This is a genomic window from uncultured Sphingomonas sp. (genome assembly GCF_964237335.1).
Classification (GTDB): Bacteria; Pseudomonadota; Alphaproteobacteria; order Sphingomonadales; family Sphingomonadaceae; genus Sphingomonas.
Map to the genome: position 1 here is coordinate 47295 of NZ_CAXSHM010000005.1, position 14760 is coordinate 62054.

Below are 14760 nucleotides of genomic sequence, written 5' to 3' on the forward strand. Positions count from 1 at the left end.
GCTAGCCCACCGCTGCCTTGGGCACATGCGTGATGCGGCAGGCGAGGTCCGCCTCGCCGCTCGCCACCACCCAGTGATCGCCCGCATCGACGAGCCCGGTCGTGAACACGACGTCGCCCAGGTACATCCGGTCCTTCATCGCCTCGGTAAGCGCAGGATTGGGCTCGATCAGCGGCATGTGGCCGGTCGCGACGACGCGCCACGGCTCGTCGCGGTCGAGCAGCGTCCAGTACGTGCGATAGATGCCGACCTGGCCGGACGGCTCCGCGCCGTGCCACAACGTCAGCCAGCCGCGGTCGGTCAACACCGGCGGCGCGCCCGCGCCCATCCGCGCGGTCGCGACGGTCGCGGCGTGCGGGCGGATGCCGGGGTGCTCGCTCGGCCGCCAGTGCAGCGCGTCGGGCGAGGTCGCGAAGTTGATCGACGGTCCCGCGCGCCATTCGCTCCCCGGCGCATAGGCGAAATAGCAATCGCCCAGCGGCCGCGTCTGCGCCCAGTAGCTGCCGTCCACCAGCCCCTCGAATATCGCCATGTCCTTGTTCTGGTGATCGAGGATCAGGCCTTCCAGATGCCAGTCGAGCCCGTTGGCGGAGGTGTAGAGCGCCGTCCCGTGCCGCTCCGGACTGACGCAGCAGGCGGTCATCAGCCAGCGGTCGCCGACCCGGCTGATCCGCGCGTCCTCGACGCCATAGCATTGGTAGGACGCGCGCGGGGCGATGGCGCGATCGTAATGGACCTCCTCCACCCGCCGCCCGTCCGCCGACAGCTCGACCGGCAGCAGCCACGATAGCGACGTCAGCGCGAGGACGCGAAACCCCGCCCCGCGCATCTGCACCTGGCGCGGATCGGCGGTGTCGACGAGGCTGAGCGGCCACGCGTCGAGGACGCAAGCCGCACCCTGGACCGTCTCCTCCCAGCGGATCGAATGCACCGCGCCGTCGCGGATCGGCGTCCGCAGCGCCTCTGCGACGCGGACCATCAGCAGGAGGTTGCCGTTGGCGAGCCGGGTCAAGCCCGGATTGAAGGCGCCCAGCACATAGGTTTCGGCGTCGATCCTGCCGGCGAGCGGCGAGCGCGACAGGTCGACATCGTCGGGGCCGAACACCAGCGCGTCGAACGCGAACCCGGTCATGTCATCCTCTCCAGCCACCGGTCGATCGCCGCCGCCGCGACCGGCTCGGTCAGCGTCGGCGCATGGCCGACGCGCGGGACCGTCGCAAACGTCGCGCCCGGCACCGCCGCGACCATCCGCGCCGCCGTGCCCGCCCCCAGCACGTCGGATCGCTCGCCGCGCGCCACCAGCACGGGCACGCCGGCCAGCGCATCGAGCAGCGGCCACGGGTCGGGCGCGGGCGCGGAGTCGGACTCGGCGGCCGGCAGGCGGAACGCCTCGGCGATCTTGCCGTCGAAATCGGCGACGATGCGGCCCGCCGAGTTGAGCCGGTACAGTCGCTTGGCCATCGCCAGCCAGTCGAGCAGGCTCCAGTCGGGATAGACGTCGCGCAATCCTTCGGCGACGGCGCGGGCGGCGTGCATCCAGGTGGGCCACACGGTGGGTCGGCCGAGCTGCGCGCGGATGCGGCTCATCCCGACCGGCTCCAGCCTTGGGCCGACGTCGTTCAGCGCCATGCCCGCGATCCGGCCGGGCGCGGCCTGTGCCAGCATCATCGCGACCAGCCCGCCCAGCGACGTGCCGATCACCGCCACCCGGTCCGCGCCGATCTGGTCCAGCATCGCCAGGACATCGCCAACATAGGTCGCGGGCACATAGGTGTCGGGCGGCGCCTTGCCGCTGCCGCCGCGCCCGCGCAGCGACACCGCGATCACGCGCCGTCGCGGGGACAATCGTGCCGCCAGCGCGTCGAAATCGCGCGCGTTGCGCGTCAGGCCCGGCAGGCAGACGAGCGGCGGCAGCGTCCCCTCCCCTCGCCAGTCGTGCGCGTGCAACCGCACGCCGTCGGGCGCGGACCAATACAGGTCGGCGAAGGGCTGGGTGGTGTCGGCCATGGTTGCGTCGCCGGATCGGGGCCCCCCATATCGCGGGATGACAGCATCCCCGCAAGCAGAGCCGACCTCGTATCGGCCCGCCAGTCGTCTTCTGACGCTCGGCGACGGCTTCTTCGATCCGGTGACGGCGGCCGACTTCCCGGAGACGCGGCTGCGCTTCCGCAACGACCGCGCCGCCGCCACCATCGGGCTGGCGGGGCTGGATGACGCTGAGTGGATTCGCCGCTTCGGCCGGTTCGAGCCGCTGCCGGACAGCCTGCCGCAGCCGCTGGCGCTGCGCTACCACGGCCACCAGTTCCGCAGCTACAACCCGGAGCTGGGCGACGGGCGCGGCTTCACCTTCGCGCAACTGTACGACGATCGCGGTCGCCTGATGGACCTGGGCACCAAGGGCTCGGGCACCACGCCATGGAGCCGCTCCGGCGACGGCCGGCTGACGCTGAAGGGCGCGGTCCGCGAGGTGCTGGCGACCGAGATGCTGGAGGCGCTGGGCGTCGAGACCAGTCGCACGCTGTCGGTGATCGAGACGGGGGAGGCGCTATACCGCGGCGACGAGCCCTCCCCCACCCGCTCGGCGGTGCTGGTGCGGCTCAGCCACAGCCATATCCGCATCGGCAGCTTCCAGCGGCTGGCCTACGAGCGCGACGAGACAAGGCTACGGACGCTGACCGACTATGTGCTGCGCGAGCTGCACACTCAGGAGCCTGGCGCCGAGCCGGCGGTGCAGCTCCTCACCAACGTCGTCGCGCGGACCGCGCGGCTCGCGGCAAGCTACATGGCGGCGGGGTTCGTGCATGGCGTACTCAACACCGACAACATCAACGTGACGGGCGAGAGCTTCGACTATGGCCCGTGGCGGTTCGCGCCGACCTGGGATCCTGCGTTCACCGCCGCCTATTTCGACCAGACCGGGCTCTACGCGCTCGGGCGCCAGCCCGAGGCGATCCACTGGAACGCGATGCAATTGGCCGTCGCGTTGCGGCCGATCTGCGACGCGGAGCCGCTGATCGCCGCGCTCGACGGGTTCGCGCCGGCCTATCAGGCGGCGATCGGCGAGCGGATGACGTGGCGGCTGGGCGTCGTCCCACGCGGCGCCGACGACGATCGCGCGTTGGTGCAGGCGATCGAGCAGGCTCTGCGCGTAAGCGGCGCGGGGCTGGACCGGTTTTTCTTCGACGCGTTCGGGGGCGTGTTGCCGGTCGGCTATGGCGCCGAGTGGGCCGATGCCCGCGCCGCGCTCGCCGGCTACGCCCCACGCAAGGACCGTTCGCACCCCTATTGGTCTGGCGAGCCCTGCTCGATGCTGATCGACGAGGTGGAGGCGATCTGGGCGCCGATCGCCGCGGCGGACGACTGGAGCGTATTCGAGGCGAAGGTGGCAGAGGTTCGCGCGATGGGTGAGGCCTTATCCTGATCCCGTTCATGCTGAGCTTGAACGGAAGGAAGAAGGTCGTTCAAACAAGATCAATCCCTTCCGGTGTAAGCGTTACCCATGGCCGAGCTCGTCTCCTTCGAACCCGCGACCGGCGCCGAGCTGTGGCGTGGGCCGACGGGCGACGTCGCGGCGGAGGTCGCCGTCGCGCGAGCCGGCTGGACCGGCTGGGCCGCGCGGCCGCTCCCGTATCGGATCGAGACGCTGCGCCGGTTCGGCAACGTCGTGCGCGCGCGGCACGAGCCGTTCGCGGACCTGCTGGCGCGCGAGACGGGCAAGCCGTTGTGGGAGACGCGCGGGGAGATCGACGCCGTCGTCGCACGCATCGACGCGTCGGTGTCGGGCTATGCCGAGCGAACCGCGCAGCGCCGGCTCGATTCGGCGCTGGGCGGCCGCACCGCGCTGCGCCACCGGCCGCACGGCGTGCTCGGCGTCATCGCGCCGGCGTGCACCCCCGTCGAGATCGCCGCCGGCCACCTGATCCCGGCGCTGGTCGCGGGCAACGCCGTCGTCCTCAAGCCTTCGGAGAAGACGCCGGCCGTCGCCGTCTATCTCGTCGAGTGCCTGCTGGAGGCTGGAGTGCCCGAGGCGAACCTGCGCCTCGTCCAGGGCGGCGCGGTGGAGGGGGCGGCGCTGGCCGCGCATCCGGACGTGGACGGCCTCTTCTTTACCGGCTCGGCGCGCGTCGGCGCCGCGCTGCACCGCGCCGCCGCCGATCGGCCGGACCGGCTGCTGGCGCTGGAGATGGGCGGCAACAACGCGATCCTCGCCTGGGACACGCCCGACATCGCGACGGCGGCGGCGATCGTCGTCCAGTCCGCCTTCGCCTCCGCCGGCCAGCGCGGGACGGCCGCCGGACGCCTAGTGGTGGACGACGCGTTCGCCGAGCCGCTGGTGGACGCGATCGCGCGCCTCGCCGACCGGCTGATCGTCGGCGCCCCCCACGACGAGCCGGCGCCGTTCATGGGTCCGGTGGCCGACGCCGACGCCGCCGACACGCTGATCGAGGGCTTCCTCGACCTGATCCTGCGCGGCGGGCGGGCGATCCGGCACCTGGGGCGGCCCGATCCTGACCGGCCGTTCCTGACGCCGGCCATCATCGACGTGACCGGCATCGCGGATCGGCGCGATGCGCCGTTGTTCGGCCCGGTGCTGCAGGTCGTGCGCGTCGCGAGCTTCGAGGAAGGGCTGGCGGAGGTCAACGCCACCCGCTTCGGCCTGTCGGCGACGCTCATCAGCCAGACCCCCGCGCTCTACGACCGGTTCTGGGCGGGCGCGCGCGCCGGCATCGTCAACTGGAACCGGCCGAGCCACGGCGCCGGGGCCGGTGCGCCGGCCGGCGGCATCGGCCGATCGGGCAACCACCGCCCGGGCGGCTGGTATGCCGCGGACCGGTGCGCGTACCCGGTGGTGTCGAGCGAGGCGGAGGCGGCGCGTGCGTCACTCGGCATCGGCTTGCGCGACGCATAGTCCAGCGATCCGCTCGGCAAAAGTTCCGCTTCCCCGCCGCCAAGCAACCCGACGCTTGCCCGATCCGGCGCGGCGGCGCATCTCGCCTCGATGCTGGACCCCATTTCTGCGCCCTCGGGCCGTGTGATCCTCGTCGGCGCGGGGCCGGGGGATCCGGGCCTGCTCACCGTGCGCGCGCGCCAGACGTTGGTCGTCGTGGCAGAGGACGGCGTCTCCGCCGAAGGGGTTGGGGCGTGAAGCTGTTGACGGGCAACGACTTGGCGAGCGGCGACGTGATCTGGTGGACGGGCGCCGGCTGGTCCCGCCGGGTCGAGGCGGCATGCGACGTCGACACGCACGGCGAGACGATCGCGGCGGTGGAAGAGCGCGCGCGCCGCGTCACCGGGCCGTACGTCATCGACGCGACGCCGACCCCCGCTGGCCCCCGCCCCGCCCACATCAAGGACCGCATCCGCGCGCTCGGCCCCACCGTCCGGCCGGACCTGACGCTCAAGCCCGGCGATCCGGCCGCGGTGGAGGCGGTGGTATGATCCTTTACGTCACCCCAGCGGACGCTGGGGTCGCTTTCCACTTGGCGCGCGCATGCGGCACCAGATCCCAGCTTTCGCTGGGATGACGAGGTTGTAGATGTATAAGTACGACCAATACGACCAGTCCCTCGTCGACGCGCGCGTGGACGAGTTCCGCGATCAGGTGCGTCGCCGCCTCGCGGGCGAGCTGACCGAGGATCAGTTCAAGCCGCTGCGGCTGATGAACGGGCTGTACCTTCAGCTCCATGCGTACATGCTGCGCGTCGCGGTGCCGTACGGCACGCTCGACTCGCGCCAGATGCGGATGCTGGGGCACATCGCGCGCACCTACGATCGCGGTTACGGCCATTTCACCACGCGGCAGAACATCCAGTTCAACTGGATCAGGCTGGAGGACACGCCCGACATCCTCGCCGAGCTTGCGACCACCGAGATGCACGCCATCCAGACGAGCGGCAATTGCATCCGCAACATCTCGTCCGACCAGTTCGCCGGCGCGGCTGCGGACGAGGTCGCGGACCCGCGCCCCTGGGCCGAGCTGATCCGCCAGTGGAGTACATTCCACCCCGAGTTCAGCTACCTGCCGCGCAAGTTCAAGATCGCGGTGATCGCGGCGGATGAGGACCGCGCGGCGATGCGGCTGCACGACATCGGCATCCAGCTGGTGATGCGGGACGGTGAGCTTGGAGCGAAGGTGTTGGTCGGCGGCGGCATGGGCCGGACGCCGATGATCGCAGCCCTGTTGCGCGACTTCGTCACCGCCGACGATCTGATGAGCTACCTCGAGGCGGCGCTCCGGGTCTACAACCGGTACGGCCGGCGCGACAACATCTACAAGGCGCGGATCAAGATCTTGGTCCACGAGATCGGCATCGACGCCTATCGCGCGGAGGTGGAGGAGGAGTTCATCGCGGTGAAGGCGCTGGGCATCGACCCGCCCGCCGCCGAACTCGCGCGCATCACCGCGATGTTCGCAGCCCCCGCGTTCGAAGACGCGAGCCGTCATCCCCGCGAAAGCGGGAATGACGGGTTTGAGCAGTGGTGCGCCCAGAACACCGCCGCGCACAAGCAGCCCGGCTACGCCATCGTCACCATCAGCCTCAAGCCAGTCGGCGGCATCCCTGGCGACGCGTCGGCGGACCAGATCGACCTGATGGCCGACCTCGCGATGCGCTATTCGTTCGACGAGCTGCGCGTCACGCACAGCCAGAACATCGTCCTGCCGCACGTCCATAAGCGCGACCTTTACGACCTTTGGTCCACGCTCGTCGCCGCCGGCCTCGCGGAAGCCAACGTCGACCTCATCAGCGACATCATCGCCTGCCCCGGCCTCGATTACTGCAGCCTCGCCAACGCGCGCTCGATCCCGGTCGCGCAGAAGATCCAGGCGCGCTTCGCCGATCCGCAGCGCCAGCGCGATCTCGGCGAGCTCAAGCTCAAGATCAGCGGCTGCATCAACGCGTGCGGCCACCATCACGCGGGCCATATCGGCATCCTCGGCGTCGACAAGAAAGGCACCGAGAACTACCAGCTCCTGCTCGGCGGATCGGGCGCGGAGGACGTAAGCCTGGCGAAGATCACCGGCCCCGGTTTCTCAGAGGACGGCGTCGTCGACGCGATTGAGCGGGTGACCGATCGGTATCTGGCGGTACGCGACGACGGCGAGCGCTTCCTCGACACCTACCGGCGCGTCGGCATGGAGCCGTTCAAGGAGGCGATCTATGGGTGAGTCCCTCTCCGGCGACGAGCCCGATCAGGGCGAGGCGGTCGCGACCGCCGCCGTTCACGCGCCCGGCGCTCGCCCGCTGCGGTTCCGTGACGACGAGCTGCACGAGGAACACGCGGTGCCGCTCGATGCCTTCCTGGTCGGCGGTGCGAACGCCGGCGCCGTCCACCTCGCGCCCGGCGACGACGCGCGCGCGCTGCTGCCGCACCTCGGCCGGCTCCGCCTCGTGGAGATCGCCTTCCCCAGCTTCCGCGACGGCCGCGGCTATTCCGCCGCACGCGTCCTGCGTGAAGGTGGCTACACGGGCGAGCTGCGCGCGGCGGGTGACGTGCTGGTCGACCAACTGCCGTTCATGCGCCGCTGCGGCTTCGACAGCTTCGCGCCCGACGCGCCGATCGACGCCGCGGTGCTGGAGCGATCGTTGGCGCGCTATCCGACGCCTTACCAGGGCGCGGCGGACGCGGGCGTGCCGGTCTGGAAACTGCGTCATGGGTGAACCGGCCCGGGTCGTCGATACGCTGAACATCCCGCCGGCGATCACCAAGGTCGACGCGAGCGACATGGCCGCGCGCTTCGCCGGCGTGCCCGCGCCCGCGATGCTCGCCGAGCTGCTGACCGGCGAGCTGATGGGCAAGGTCGCCGCCGTGTCGTCGTTCGGCGCCGAGTCAGCGGTGCTGCTGCACATGGTCGCGCAGATCGATCGCGACGTGCCGGTGATCTTCACCAACACGCAGAAGATGTTCGGGCAAACGCTGGCGTACCGCGACGAGCTCGCCGAGCGGCTGGGGCTCACGGACCTGCGCGTCTATCGCCCCGACCCGCGCCTGCTGCGGCTGCAGGACGAGAAGGGGCTGCGCTGGTCCTACGATCCCGACGGCTGCTGCGACCTGCGCAAGGTCGAGCCGCTGCGCCGCGCGCTCGCACCGTTCGGCGCGTGGATCAGCGGGCGCAAGGGCTTCCAGGCCGGCACGCGCCTCGCGATGCCCCGGTTCGAGGCCGATGAGGGCCGGCTGAAGATCAACCCGCTGGCGGACTGGTCCAAGGCCGATCTCGACGCGTATTTCGCCCTCCACGACCTGCCCCGCCACCCGCTTGAGGCCGAAGGCTTCCCCTCGATCGGCTGCGCGCCCTGCACCAGCAAGGTCCGCCCCGGCGAAGACCCCCGCGCAGGCCGCTGGCGCGGGTGGGACAAGGTGGAATGCGGCATCCACGTGCCGGCGACGGGAGGGGACGAGCCGGCGTTCTGAGGGCCGGCAGCAAACGCCCAACGTCTGCCATAAAGGTCTGCGATCTCGCCGAGCAAAGCCGCCAATCGTTCGGCGCGCCTTTCCCGTTTCTCCATCTCCGAGCGGCTATTTCGAGAAAGCGCAATCGAGAACAGGTTTTGGGAAAGCGCACTCGTCCGCGGCCGTCAGGGCGACCAGTAGGGCGGCCTTCCCGCTACAGGTTCGTTTGCGGGAATGCTCCGGTCAAGGTTTGCCAATCGTCATGGTGGTCGCCATCGATCCGCGCTTCTCGGCGCAGCCGACGAGGAAGGCCGCGACGGATTTCTTCGTCGCGGTTTCGAAGGAGGACCAGCGCTTGCTCTTATCCGCCAGGGGCACCTCCTCGTCCTTATCGGTTAGCCCCGGCGGACGCACGATCGTCCACGCGGCGGACGACGCGCGGATCGCCCGTTCGGCGCGATCATGGTCGAGATAGGCGTCGTGGATGCTGCTGAGGCGCAAGATGATGCGGAAGAACAGCGCGTGCCGTTTCAGGTCGTCGCCGACGCCGAACGCGCTCATATAGATGAGGTGCTGGGAGCCGTCACCGATCGCCGTGATGGTGGCGGCGGCGACACGGTAGAGGATGTCGGGCGGGGAGGTGCGTTTGGCGAACAGGCTCTTCGACGCCCGGCTCTGGCCGAGGCAGGAGATGACCGCGTCGCATCCCTCGATCGCGCGCCGCAGGAACGCCACGTCGGTAAGATCGCCGGTGCAAGCCGAGAAGCGCGACGCAGGCGACCGCGGCGGCGCCGGGGAACGCGAGACTGCGACGACCTGATGGCCTCGCGCCATCAGCCGGTCGACGACGAGCGACCCGGTGCTGCCGGTGGCGGCGAGAACGGCGATCTTCATGCGGCTTCACCTTCCTGATCGAAGAATCGTATCAGGCGTGCGGCGGTCCATTCGGGATTGTCGCTGGCAAAGGTATGGCCGGCGCCAGGTACAAGGTCGTGCTCGAGGTCCACGGCGGCCTGCGTGACGCAGGCCAGCGTCTGCGCTTGCGGAATACCGCGCTCGCCACTCAGGACGAGCGTGGGCATCAGCAGCGGGCCCACGAACTGCGCGCGATTGGCGCGGCCGTCCTCGACCAGCGTTTCGTAGTGGCGGAAGCCGGCACGCATCCCGCCGGGCGCTTGGTAGAAGGGCAAGAACCGTCGGGTCGCGGTGTCCGCGGCGGCGGGATCGGCCGACATCATGGCATACCACGGCAGCAGGTATTCCGCTTCGCGACCGGCCGTCAGCATGGTCGCGACATCGACCTGCATGTGGAAGCCGAAATGCCAGTAGCCGCCGTCTGCCGGGTTCATCAGCGCCTCCAGCCCGAAGCCGGGGATCAGCGATTCCGCAAAGACGAACCGTTCCACCTCATCCGGATGGCGAGAGGCATAGGCATAGGCGACCATCGCGCCGATGTCGGCGCCGACGAGGCGGATGCGCTCGAACCCCAGTGAGCGCACGATCCCGCGCACATCCGCCGCGACCGTCGCCTTGTCGTAACCCCCCTCCGCCTTGTCGGAGAAGCCGAGCCCGCGAAGATCGGGAGCGATGACGGTGTAGCCAGCCTCTACAAGCAGGGGCAGCAGGGGCTTCCACACCTCCCAAGTATAGGGATAACCGTGCAGCAGGACGACGGCCGGACCGTGGCCGCCGGTGACGTAATGGAGCCGCGTGCCGTTGGTGTCGGCGAAGGCGTGGTGCAGCAGCAGCGCATCGTCGACGGAACTGCCGGGCGGAGGAGGAGATGGCACGATCTATTCTTTCACTGCGAACAATATGTGCGTAGAACTATACCGATGACAGTTCCTCGCCAAGAACGTACAATCCGGTACCCGACGCACATCGCTGTGCGTATCTGATGACCGTGGAGCCAACCGCGACGCCAGACGCCGCCGGCGAGTGCCGCTCGCTGGGGCAGATCATCGACCGTATTGCGGACAAGTGGGCGGTGATGGTGGTCGGCCACCTGTCGGCGGAAGGCACGATGCGCTTCAACGCGTTGATGCGCGCGATCCCTGGCGTCTCGCATCGAATGCTCACCCTGACGCTGCGCGGGCTTCAACGCGATGGGATCGTCAGCCGCACCGCATTCCCAACGATCCCGCCCCGCGTCGATTATGCACTGACACCGCTCGGCCAGTCGCTGACCGTTCCGCTATCGCACCTCGCTTCGTGGGCGAGCGAACACCGCACTGCGGTCGAAGCAGCGCGCAGTGCCTATGACGTCGAAACGGGTTAACCATAGCCGATCACCCCTGCGGTTGGCTCATGGTCAGATGGGTAAAACCGTAGCAAAAGCGCTGGCGAATGAGCGATCTGCTAATTCGCGGAGCACCATCCTTTTCGGGAAGCGGCAGCGCCGTGCAATGTCGGCTGTCGCCACCTGCCTTCCCAAAAGCCGCCGGACCGCTCGCCACCAACACCGGTCATTGCTGATCACGTTGCGCATCGCTTGCGATGTTGGAAAAGCCATGAGAGCATCAGAACCGCTCTTTCGCAGTTCCGCACATCTCCTCTCCGGCCTGCGCATCGACGCCCGCCGCACTGAACCGCGTTTGGTGTTACCTACTGTTACCTACTTTTTCTTCCCGCTCGCAAAACGCCTCGGCCGACGACGGTAACCGTTCACGCAAATCCCTCAATACCCAGCGTAATCCGAGAACCGCGTCACGCTCGGTTCGAACTTCAGCGTCACCTTGCCGGTCGAGCCGTGGCGCTGCTTGGCGACGATCAGCTCGGCCAGGCCAAACACGCGTTCCATGTCGCTCGCCCAACGCGCGTGGTCGTCGAACACGCGGGCGTCGTCCCCCTCGGTCGGGCGCTTGGGCTCCTTGGCGGCGACGTAGTAATCCTCGCGGTACACGAACCACACCATGTCGGCGTCCTGCTCGATCGAGCCAGATTCGCGCAGGTCCGACAGCTGCGGCCGTTTGTCCTCGCGCTGCTCCACCGCGCGACTGAGCTGCGACAGCGCCAGCACCGGCACGTTCAGGTCCTTCGCCAGCGTCTTCAGCCCGCGGCTGATCTCGGAGATCTCCTGCACCCGGTTGCCGTCGCTCTGCTTGCCCGATCCGGTGAGCAACTGGAGGTAATCCACCACCACCAGCCCGATCTCGTTGTTGTGCCGCCGCTGGAGGCGCCGGACCCGGGTATGAAGCGCACCGATACTAAGGCCGCCGGTGTCGTCGATGAACAGCGGCAATTGCTCCAGCTCGGCGGCGGCGGCGGCGAGCTGGCCGAACTCGGCGCGGCTGATTTTGCCCATGCGCAGCGACTCGGAGCTGATCCGCGACTGTTCGGCCAGGATGCGCGTCGCGAGCTGGTCCGCGCTCATCTCCAGGCTGAAGAACGCGACCTTGGCGCCCACCGACTTGTCGGGCGGGATGCCGTCCGCCATGTCGCGCATCCAGCGGCGGGCGGCGTTGAACGCGATGTTGGTCGCGAGCGACGTCTTGCCCATGCCGGGCCGGCCGGCGAGGATCATCAGGTCCGAATGGTGCATGCCGCCGATCTTGGCGTTGATCGAGTCGAGCCCGGTCGTGACGCCCGACAGATGCCCGCCGGAGTTGAGCGCGCGCTCGGCCATCTTCACTGCCATGGTGGTGGCCTGCGCGAAGGTCTTCACCGCATTCTCGGCGCCGCCGTCGGCCGCGACCTTGAACAGCTCGGTCTCCGCCTGCTCGATCTGGCCGCGCGGGTTCACCTCCTCGCTGGTGTCCATCGCCCGGTCGACGAGGCCGCGCCCCACCGACACGAGCGCGCGCAGCATCGCGAGGTCATAGATCTGCGTCGCGAACTGCCGTGCGCCGATCAGCCCCGCGCCCGATCCGGTGAGCTGCGCGAGATACGCCGGCCCGCCCAGCGCACGCATGCCCTCGTCGGCGTCGAACATCGGGCGCAGCGTGACGGGCGTCGCGAGCATGTCGTTGCCGCGCAGCGTCTTGATCGCGGCGAAGACGCGGCCGTGGACCGGCTCGAAGAAATGCTGCGGCTCCAGCCGGTCGACCAGATCGTCGGCCAGCCGGTTGTCGATCATCATCGCGCCCAGCATCGCCGCCTCCGCCTCGACGTTCTGGGGCAGCGAGACGGCCGCGTCCGGGGTCGCGCCAGGAGCGGGGAATGCGAGGGTAGCCATACGCTGCTTGTGGAGCCGAGCGCCGCCTGCCTCAAGCTCGCTTCGGCGAAAGCTGTGGATAAGCGGGCGGATTGTCGCCGGCCGGCATCGGCTCTACGTCGGGCCGATGGCCGATCCGCGGATCATCGACATCTCGCTCGACGAGCGCAGCATCGCGTGGCGATCGGCGGATATCGAGCAGGAACGGCGGATCGCGATCTTCGACCTGGTCGAGGACAATCATTTCGCGCCGCAGCGCGTCCACGCCGACGGCTATGCCGGACCCTACCGGCTCAAGCTGGAGACGGAGGAGGGCCGGCTCGGCCTCCACATCCACCGCGAGGACGGCAGCCACCTCGAGACGCTGGTGCTTGCGATGGGGCGGTTCCGGCGGCCGATCCGCGATTATTTCGCGATCCTCGACAGTTATTTCCAGGCGATCCGCGCGTCGACGCCGCAGCAGATCGAGACGATCGACATGGCGCGGCGCGGCATCCACAACGAGGCCGCCGAGTTGCTGCGCGAGCGGCTGGAGGGCAAGATCGACGTCGACTTCGACACCGCGCGGCGGCTGTTCACGCTGATCTGCGTGCTGCACATGAGGGGAACGACCCATGACTGACCCTCATCCGCGCGAACGCGAGCTGATCGCGGCCGCTCGCGATGCGGCCAGGCGTGCGCATGCGCCCTATTCCCGCTTCGCGGTCGGCGCGGCGTTGCTGCTGACCGACGGCAGCGTCGTGACGGGCGCCAATGTCGAGAACGCGAGCTACGGCCTGTCATTGTGCGCCGAGACGGTGGCGGTGGCGATCGCGAGCAGCGCGGGGCGGCTCGCCGACATCGTGGCCGTCGCGGTGATCGGCGGAGCGATGGACGCGGCCAGTCATGCGACCGGTTCCGCGCCGGTCGGCCCGTGTGGCCGCTGCCGCCAAGTGCTGAACGAGGCGGCGCAAATGGGTGGGCGCGACCTGCTGGTGATCTGCGCGGCGGCTGAAGGGGAGGCGGTCGACCGTTATGCGTTGTCGGCGCTGCTGCCGCATGCGTTCGGGCCGGCGGACCTGGGCATCGGCTGATCGAGCACCGCCGCGCGGGCGATGTCCTTCGCGCGGCCGAACCGGCGGAACAGCGCGGCGAGCTCCCGCCGCGACGGAACGAACAGCGCCTCGCCACCGACGACGATCCGCTCTCGCGTCTGCGGCAGCACCGGCCGCCAGTGAGTAGCGTCTTGAGGACCGGCATCTCGCGCCTCGAACCCGGCCATCACCTCGATCGTCAGGCCCGACGCCGTCCAGCGACCGAAGACGGCCGAACGGAACCGGCTTGTCGGCACCCCGGGCGCCACAGGCACGTGCCTCGCCTTCAATAGGACAGCGGCGTCGCGTCCGCTCATCAACAGATCGATGTCGCCGATCGGACCCGGGTCGATGGCGTGGAGTGCGAGCGACGCGCTCCCGATGATCCACCAAGGATCTCGAGCTGATCCGGCAGCCTGAGCGACCGCCTTCAGCGCCTCGGCGAGGTTCCCGGGCATCATGTGTGGTTGCCTGTCCACCGGAACGCTCATGCCCCTTTCGCCCTTGCCCGCTGCCCGCCACCAAGCGACAAGGGCACGGAAGGGGTGCCGTCATGTCCGTCATGTCCGATCGCTGGATCCGCGAACGCGCGCTCGCGGATGGGATGATCGAGCCGTTCGTGGAAGCGCAACGCGCCGACGGGTGCATCTCATATGGCCTGTCTTCCTATGGCTATGACGCGCGGGTGGCGGACGAGTTCAAGATCTTCACCAACGTCGACTCAGCGGTCGTCGACCCCAAGAACTTCGCCGCCAACAGCTTCGTCGATCGCAAGACGAACGTCTGCGTCATCCCGCCCAACAGCTTCGCGCTGGCGCGGACGGTGGAATATTTCCGCGTTCCGCGAGACGTGCTCGTGATCTGCTTGGGCAAATCGACCTACGCGCGGTGCGGGATCATCGTGAACGTGACGCCGCTGGAACCAGAGTGGGAGGGCCACGTCACGCTGGAGTTCTCCAACACCACGCCGCTGCCCGCGCGCATCTATGCCAATGAGGGCGCGTGCCAGTTCCTGTTCCTGTCTGGGAACGAGCCATGCGAGACGAGCTATGCCGACCGCGCGGGCAAATACATGCGTCAGCGGGGCGTGACGCTGCCAAAGCTCTAATGTCTAGATATCGACGGCCCTTGTGGAGAATTCGG

Annotated in this window: 16 protein-coding genes and 1 pseudogene; 11 read left to right on the forward strand and 6 right to left on the reverse strand. The window is 69.1% G+C overall.

Annotated elements, in window-relative coordinates; translation table 11 throughout:
• Position 1 precedes the first annotated feature (1 nt).
• Both ACFE65_RS04405 and ACFE65_RS04410 read right to left on the reverse strand, forming a co-directional pair.
• Positions 2–1132, reverse strand: a complete 1131-nt coding sequence (locus ACFE65_RS04405; RefSeq protein WP_375381130.1) for a glycosidase — start codon at positions 1130–1132, stop codon at positions 2–4.
• Positions 1129–2007 (reverse strand): alpha/beta fold hydrolase, encoded by an 879-nt coding sequence (locus ACFE65_RS04410; protein WP_375381131.1) that lies wholly within the window; start codon positions 2005–2007, stop codon positions 1129–1131. Before ACFE65_RS04410 ends, ACFE65_RS04405 begins: the two co-directional genes overlap by 4 nt.
• Before the next feature lie 37 nt (positions 2008–2044).
• On the opposite strand from ACFE65_RS04410, the gene ACFE65_RS04415 reads away from it, so the two are divergent.
• The 7 genes and pseudogenes from ACFE65_RS04415 (at position 2045) to ACFE65_RS04445 (ending at position 8412) form a co-directional block, all read left to right on the forward strand.
• Positions 2045–3421, forward strand: a complete 1377-nt coding sequence (locus ACFE65_RS04415; protein WP_375381132.1) for a protein adenylyltransferase SelO family protein — start codon at positions 2045–2047, stop codon at positions 3419–3421.
• Between the two features lie 78 nt (positions 3422–3499).
• Positions 3500–4909, forward strand: a complete 1410-nt coding sequence (locus ACFE65_RS04420; protein ID WP_375381133.1) for a succinylglutamate-semialdehyde dehydrogenase — start codon at positions 3500–3502, stop codon at positions 4907–4909.
• A 90-nt stretch (positions 4910–4999) separates the two neighbouring features.
• Positions 5000–5122 (forward strand): annotated as a pseudogene (locus tag ACFE65_RS04425) (SAM-dependent methyltransferase); the annotation flags it as partial.
• Positions 5123–5142: 20 nt separating this feature from the next.
• On the forward strand, positions 5143–5439 hold the full coding sequence (locus tag ACFE65_RS04430; RefSeq protein WP_375381134.1) for a DUF2849 domain-containing protein: 297 nt from the start codon (positions 5143–5145) through the stop codon (positions 5437–5439).
• A gap of 97 nt (positions 5440–5536) precedes the next feature.
• Positions 5537–7168 carry a nitrite/sulfite reductase gene (locus tag ACFE65_RS04435; RefSeq protein ID WP_375381135.1) on the forward strand — a complete coding sequence of 544 codons (1632 nt, stop codon included), beginning with the start codon at positions 5537–5539 and terminating at the stop codon, positions 7166–7168.
• Positions 7161–7661 (forward strand): DUF934 domain-containing protein, encoded by a 501-nt coding sequence (locus ACFE65_RS04440; protein WP_375381136.1) that lies wholly within the window; start codon positions 7161–7163, stop codon positions 7659–7661. The genes ACFE65_RS04435 and ACFE65_RS04440 overlap by 8 nt, the downstream gene beginning before the upstream one ends.
• Positions 7654–8412, forward strand: a complete 759-nt coding sequence (locus tag ACFE65_RS04445) for a phosphoadenylyl-sulfate reductase (RefSeq protein ID WP_375381137.1) — start codon at positions 7654–7656, stop codon at positions 8410–8412. The genes ACFE65_RS04440 and ACFE65_RS04445 overlap by 8 nt, the downstream gene beginning before the upstream one ends.
• A gap of 222 nt (positions 8413–8634) precedes the next feature.
• Here the strand turns inward: ACFE65_RS04445 and ACFE65_RS04450 are convergent, their stop codons facing one another.
• Positions 8635–9285 (reverse strand): NAD(P)-dependent oxidoreductase, encoded by a 651-nt coding sequence (locus ACFE65_RS04450; RefSeq protein ID WP_375381138.1) that lies wholly within the window; start codon positions 9283–9285, stop codon positions 8635–8637.
• Complete coding sequence (locus tag ACFE65_RS04455) at positions 9282–10181, reverse strand: alpha/beta fold hydrolase (RefSeq protein WP_375381139.1); 900 nt, start codon at positions 10179–10181, stop codon at positions 9282–9284. The genes ACFE65_RS04450 and ACFE65_RS04455 overlap by 4 nt, the downstream gene beginning before the upstream one ends.
• Before the next feature lie 107 nt (positions 10182–10288).
• Here ACFE65_RS04455 and ACFE65_RS04460 point away from each other — a divergent pair, with 107 nt between their 5' ends.
• Positions 10289–10669 (forward strand): winged helix-turn-helix transcriptional regulator, encoded by a 381-nt coding sequence (locus ACFE65_RS04460; RefSeq protein WP_375381140.1) that lies wholly within the window; start codon positions 10289–10291, stop codon positions 10667–10669.
• Between the two features lie 399 nt (positions 10670–11068).
• On the opposite strand, the gene ACFE65_RS04465 is transcribed toward ACFE65_RS04460, so the two are convergent.
• Complete coding sequence (locus ACFE65_RS04465) at positions 11069–12565, reverse strand: replicative DNA helicase (protein ID WP_375381141.1); 1497 nt, start codon at positions 12563–12565, stop codon at positions 11069–11071.
• Between the two features lie 106 nt (positions 12566–12671).
• On the opposite strand from ACFE65_RS04465, the gene ACFE65_RS04470 reads away from it, so the two are divergent.
• The gene (locus tag ACFE65_RS04470) at positions 12672–13166 is read left to right on the forward strand and encodes a UPF0262 family protein (protein ID WP_375381142.1); all 495 of its coding nucleotides are present in this window, start codon (positions 12672–12674) and stop codon (positions 13164–13166) included.
• On the forward strand, positions 13159–13617 hold the full coding sequence (locus ACFE65_RS04475; RefSeq protein ID WP_375381143.1) for a cytidine deaminase: 459 nt from the start codon (positions 13159–13161) through the stop codon (positions 13615–13617). The genes ACFE65_RS04470 and ACFE65_RS04475 overlap by 8 nt, the downstream gene beginning before the upstream one ends.
• Here ACFE65_RS04475 and ACFE65_RS04480 read toward each other — a convergent pair.
• Positions 13557–14078: a hypothetical protein gene (locus tag ACFE65_RS04480; protein WP_375381144.1), complete on the reverse strand. Its 522-nt coding sequence runs from the start codon at positions 14076–14078 to the stop codon at positions 13557–13559. The two genes, ACFE65_RS04475 and ACFE65_RS04480, sit on opposite strands and share 61 nt — an antisense overlap.
• 92 nt (positions 14079–14170) lie before the next feature.
• Here ACFE65_RS04480 and dcd point away from each other — a divergent pair, with 92 nt between their 5' ends.
• Positions 14171–14725: a dCTP deaminase gene (gene dcd, locus ACFE65_RS04485; protein WP_375381145.1), complete on the forward strand. Its 555-nt coding sequence runs from the start codon at positions 14171–14173 to the stop codon at positions 14723–14725.
• Positions 14726–14760 lie beyond the last annotated feature (35 nt).

Bases quoted from the DNA above. Each gene is read 5' to 3' on its own strand.
- ACFE65_RS04405 (WP_375381130.1), bottom strand. From the start codon at position 1,132: ATGACCGGGTTCGCGTTCGACGCGCTGGTGTTCGGCCCCGACGATGTC.
- ACFE65_RS04410 (WP_375381131.1), bottom strand. From the start codon at position 2,007: ATGGCCGACACCACCCAGCCCTTCGCCGACCTGTATTGGTCCGCGCCC.
- ACFE65_RS04415 (WP_375381132.1), top strand. From the start codon at position 2,045: ATGACAGCATCCCCGCAAGCAGAGCCGACCTCGTATCGGCCCGCCAGT.
- ACFE65_RS04420 (WP_375381133.1), top strand. From the start codon at position 3,500: ATGGCCGAGCTCGTCTCCTTCGAACCCGCGACCGGCGCCGAGCTGTGG.
- ACFE65_RS04435 (WP_375381135.1), top strand. From the start codon at position 5,537: ATGTATAAGTACGACCAATACGACCAGTCCCTCGTCGACGCGCGCGTG.
- ACFE65_RS04440 (WP_375381136.1), top strand. From the start codon at position 7,161: ATGGGTGAGTCCCTCTCCGGCGACGAGCCCGATCAGGGCGAGGCGGTC.
- ACFE65_RS04445 (WP_375381137.1), top strand. From the start codon at position 7,654: ATGGGTGAACCGGCCCGGGTCGTCGATACGCTGAACATCCCGCCGGCG.
- ACFE65_RS04450 (WP_375381138.1), bottom strand. From the start codon at position 9,285: ATGAAGATCGCCGTTCTCGCCGCCACCGGCAGCACCGGGTCGCTCGTC.
- ACFE65_RS04460 (WP_375381140.1), top strand. From the start codon at position 10,289: ATGACCGTGGAGCCAACCGCGACGCCAGACGCCGCCGGCGAGTGCCGC.
- ACFE65_RS04465 (WP_375381141.1), bottom strand. From the start codon at position 12,565: ATGGCTACCCTCGCATTCCCCGCTCCTGGCGCGACCCCGGACGCGGCC.
- ACFE65_RS04470 (WP_375381142.1), top strand. From the start codon at position 12,672: ATGGCCGATCCGCGGATCATCGACATCTCGCTCGACGAGCGCAGCATC.
- ACFE65_RS04475 (WP_375381143.1), top strand. From the start codon at position 13,159: ATGACTGACCCTCATCCGCGCGAACGCGAGCTGATCGCGGCCGCTCGC.
- ACFE65_RS04480 (WP_375381144.1), bottom strand. From the start codon at position 14,078: ATGATGCCCGGGAACCTCGCCGAGGCGCTGAAGGCGGTCGCTCAGGCT.
- dcd (WP_375381145.1), top strand. From the start codon at position 14,171: ATGTCCGTCATGTCCGATCGCTGGATCCGCGAACGCGCGCTCGCGGAT.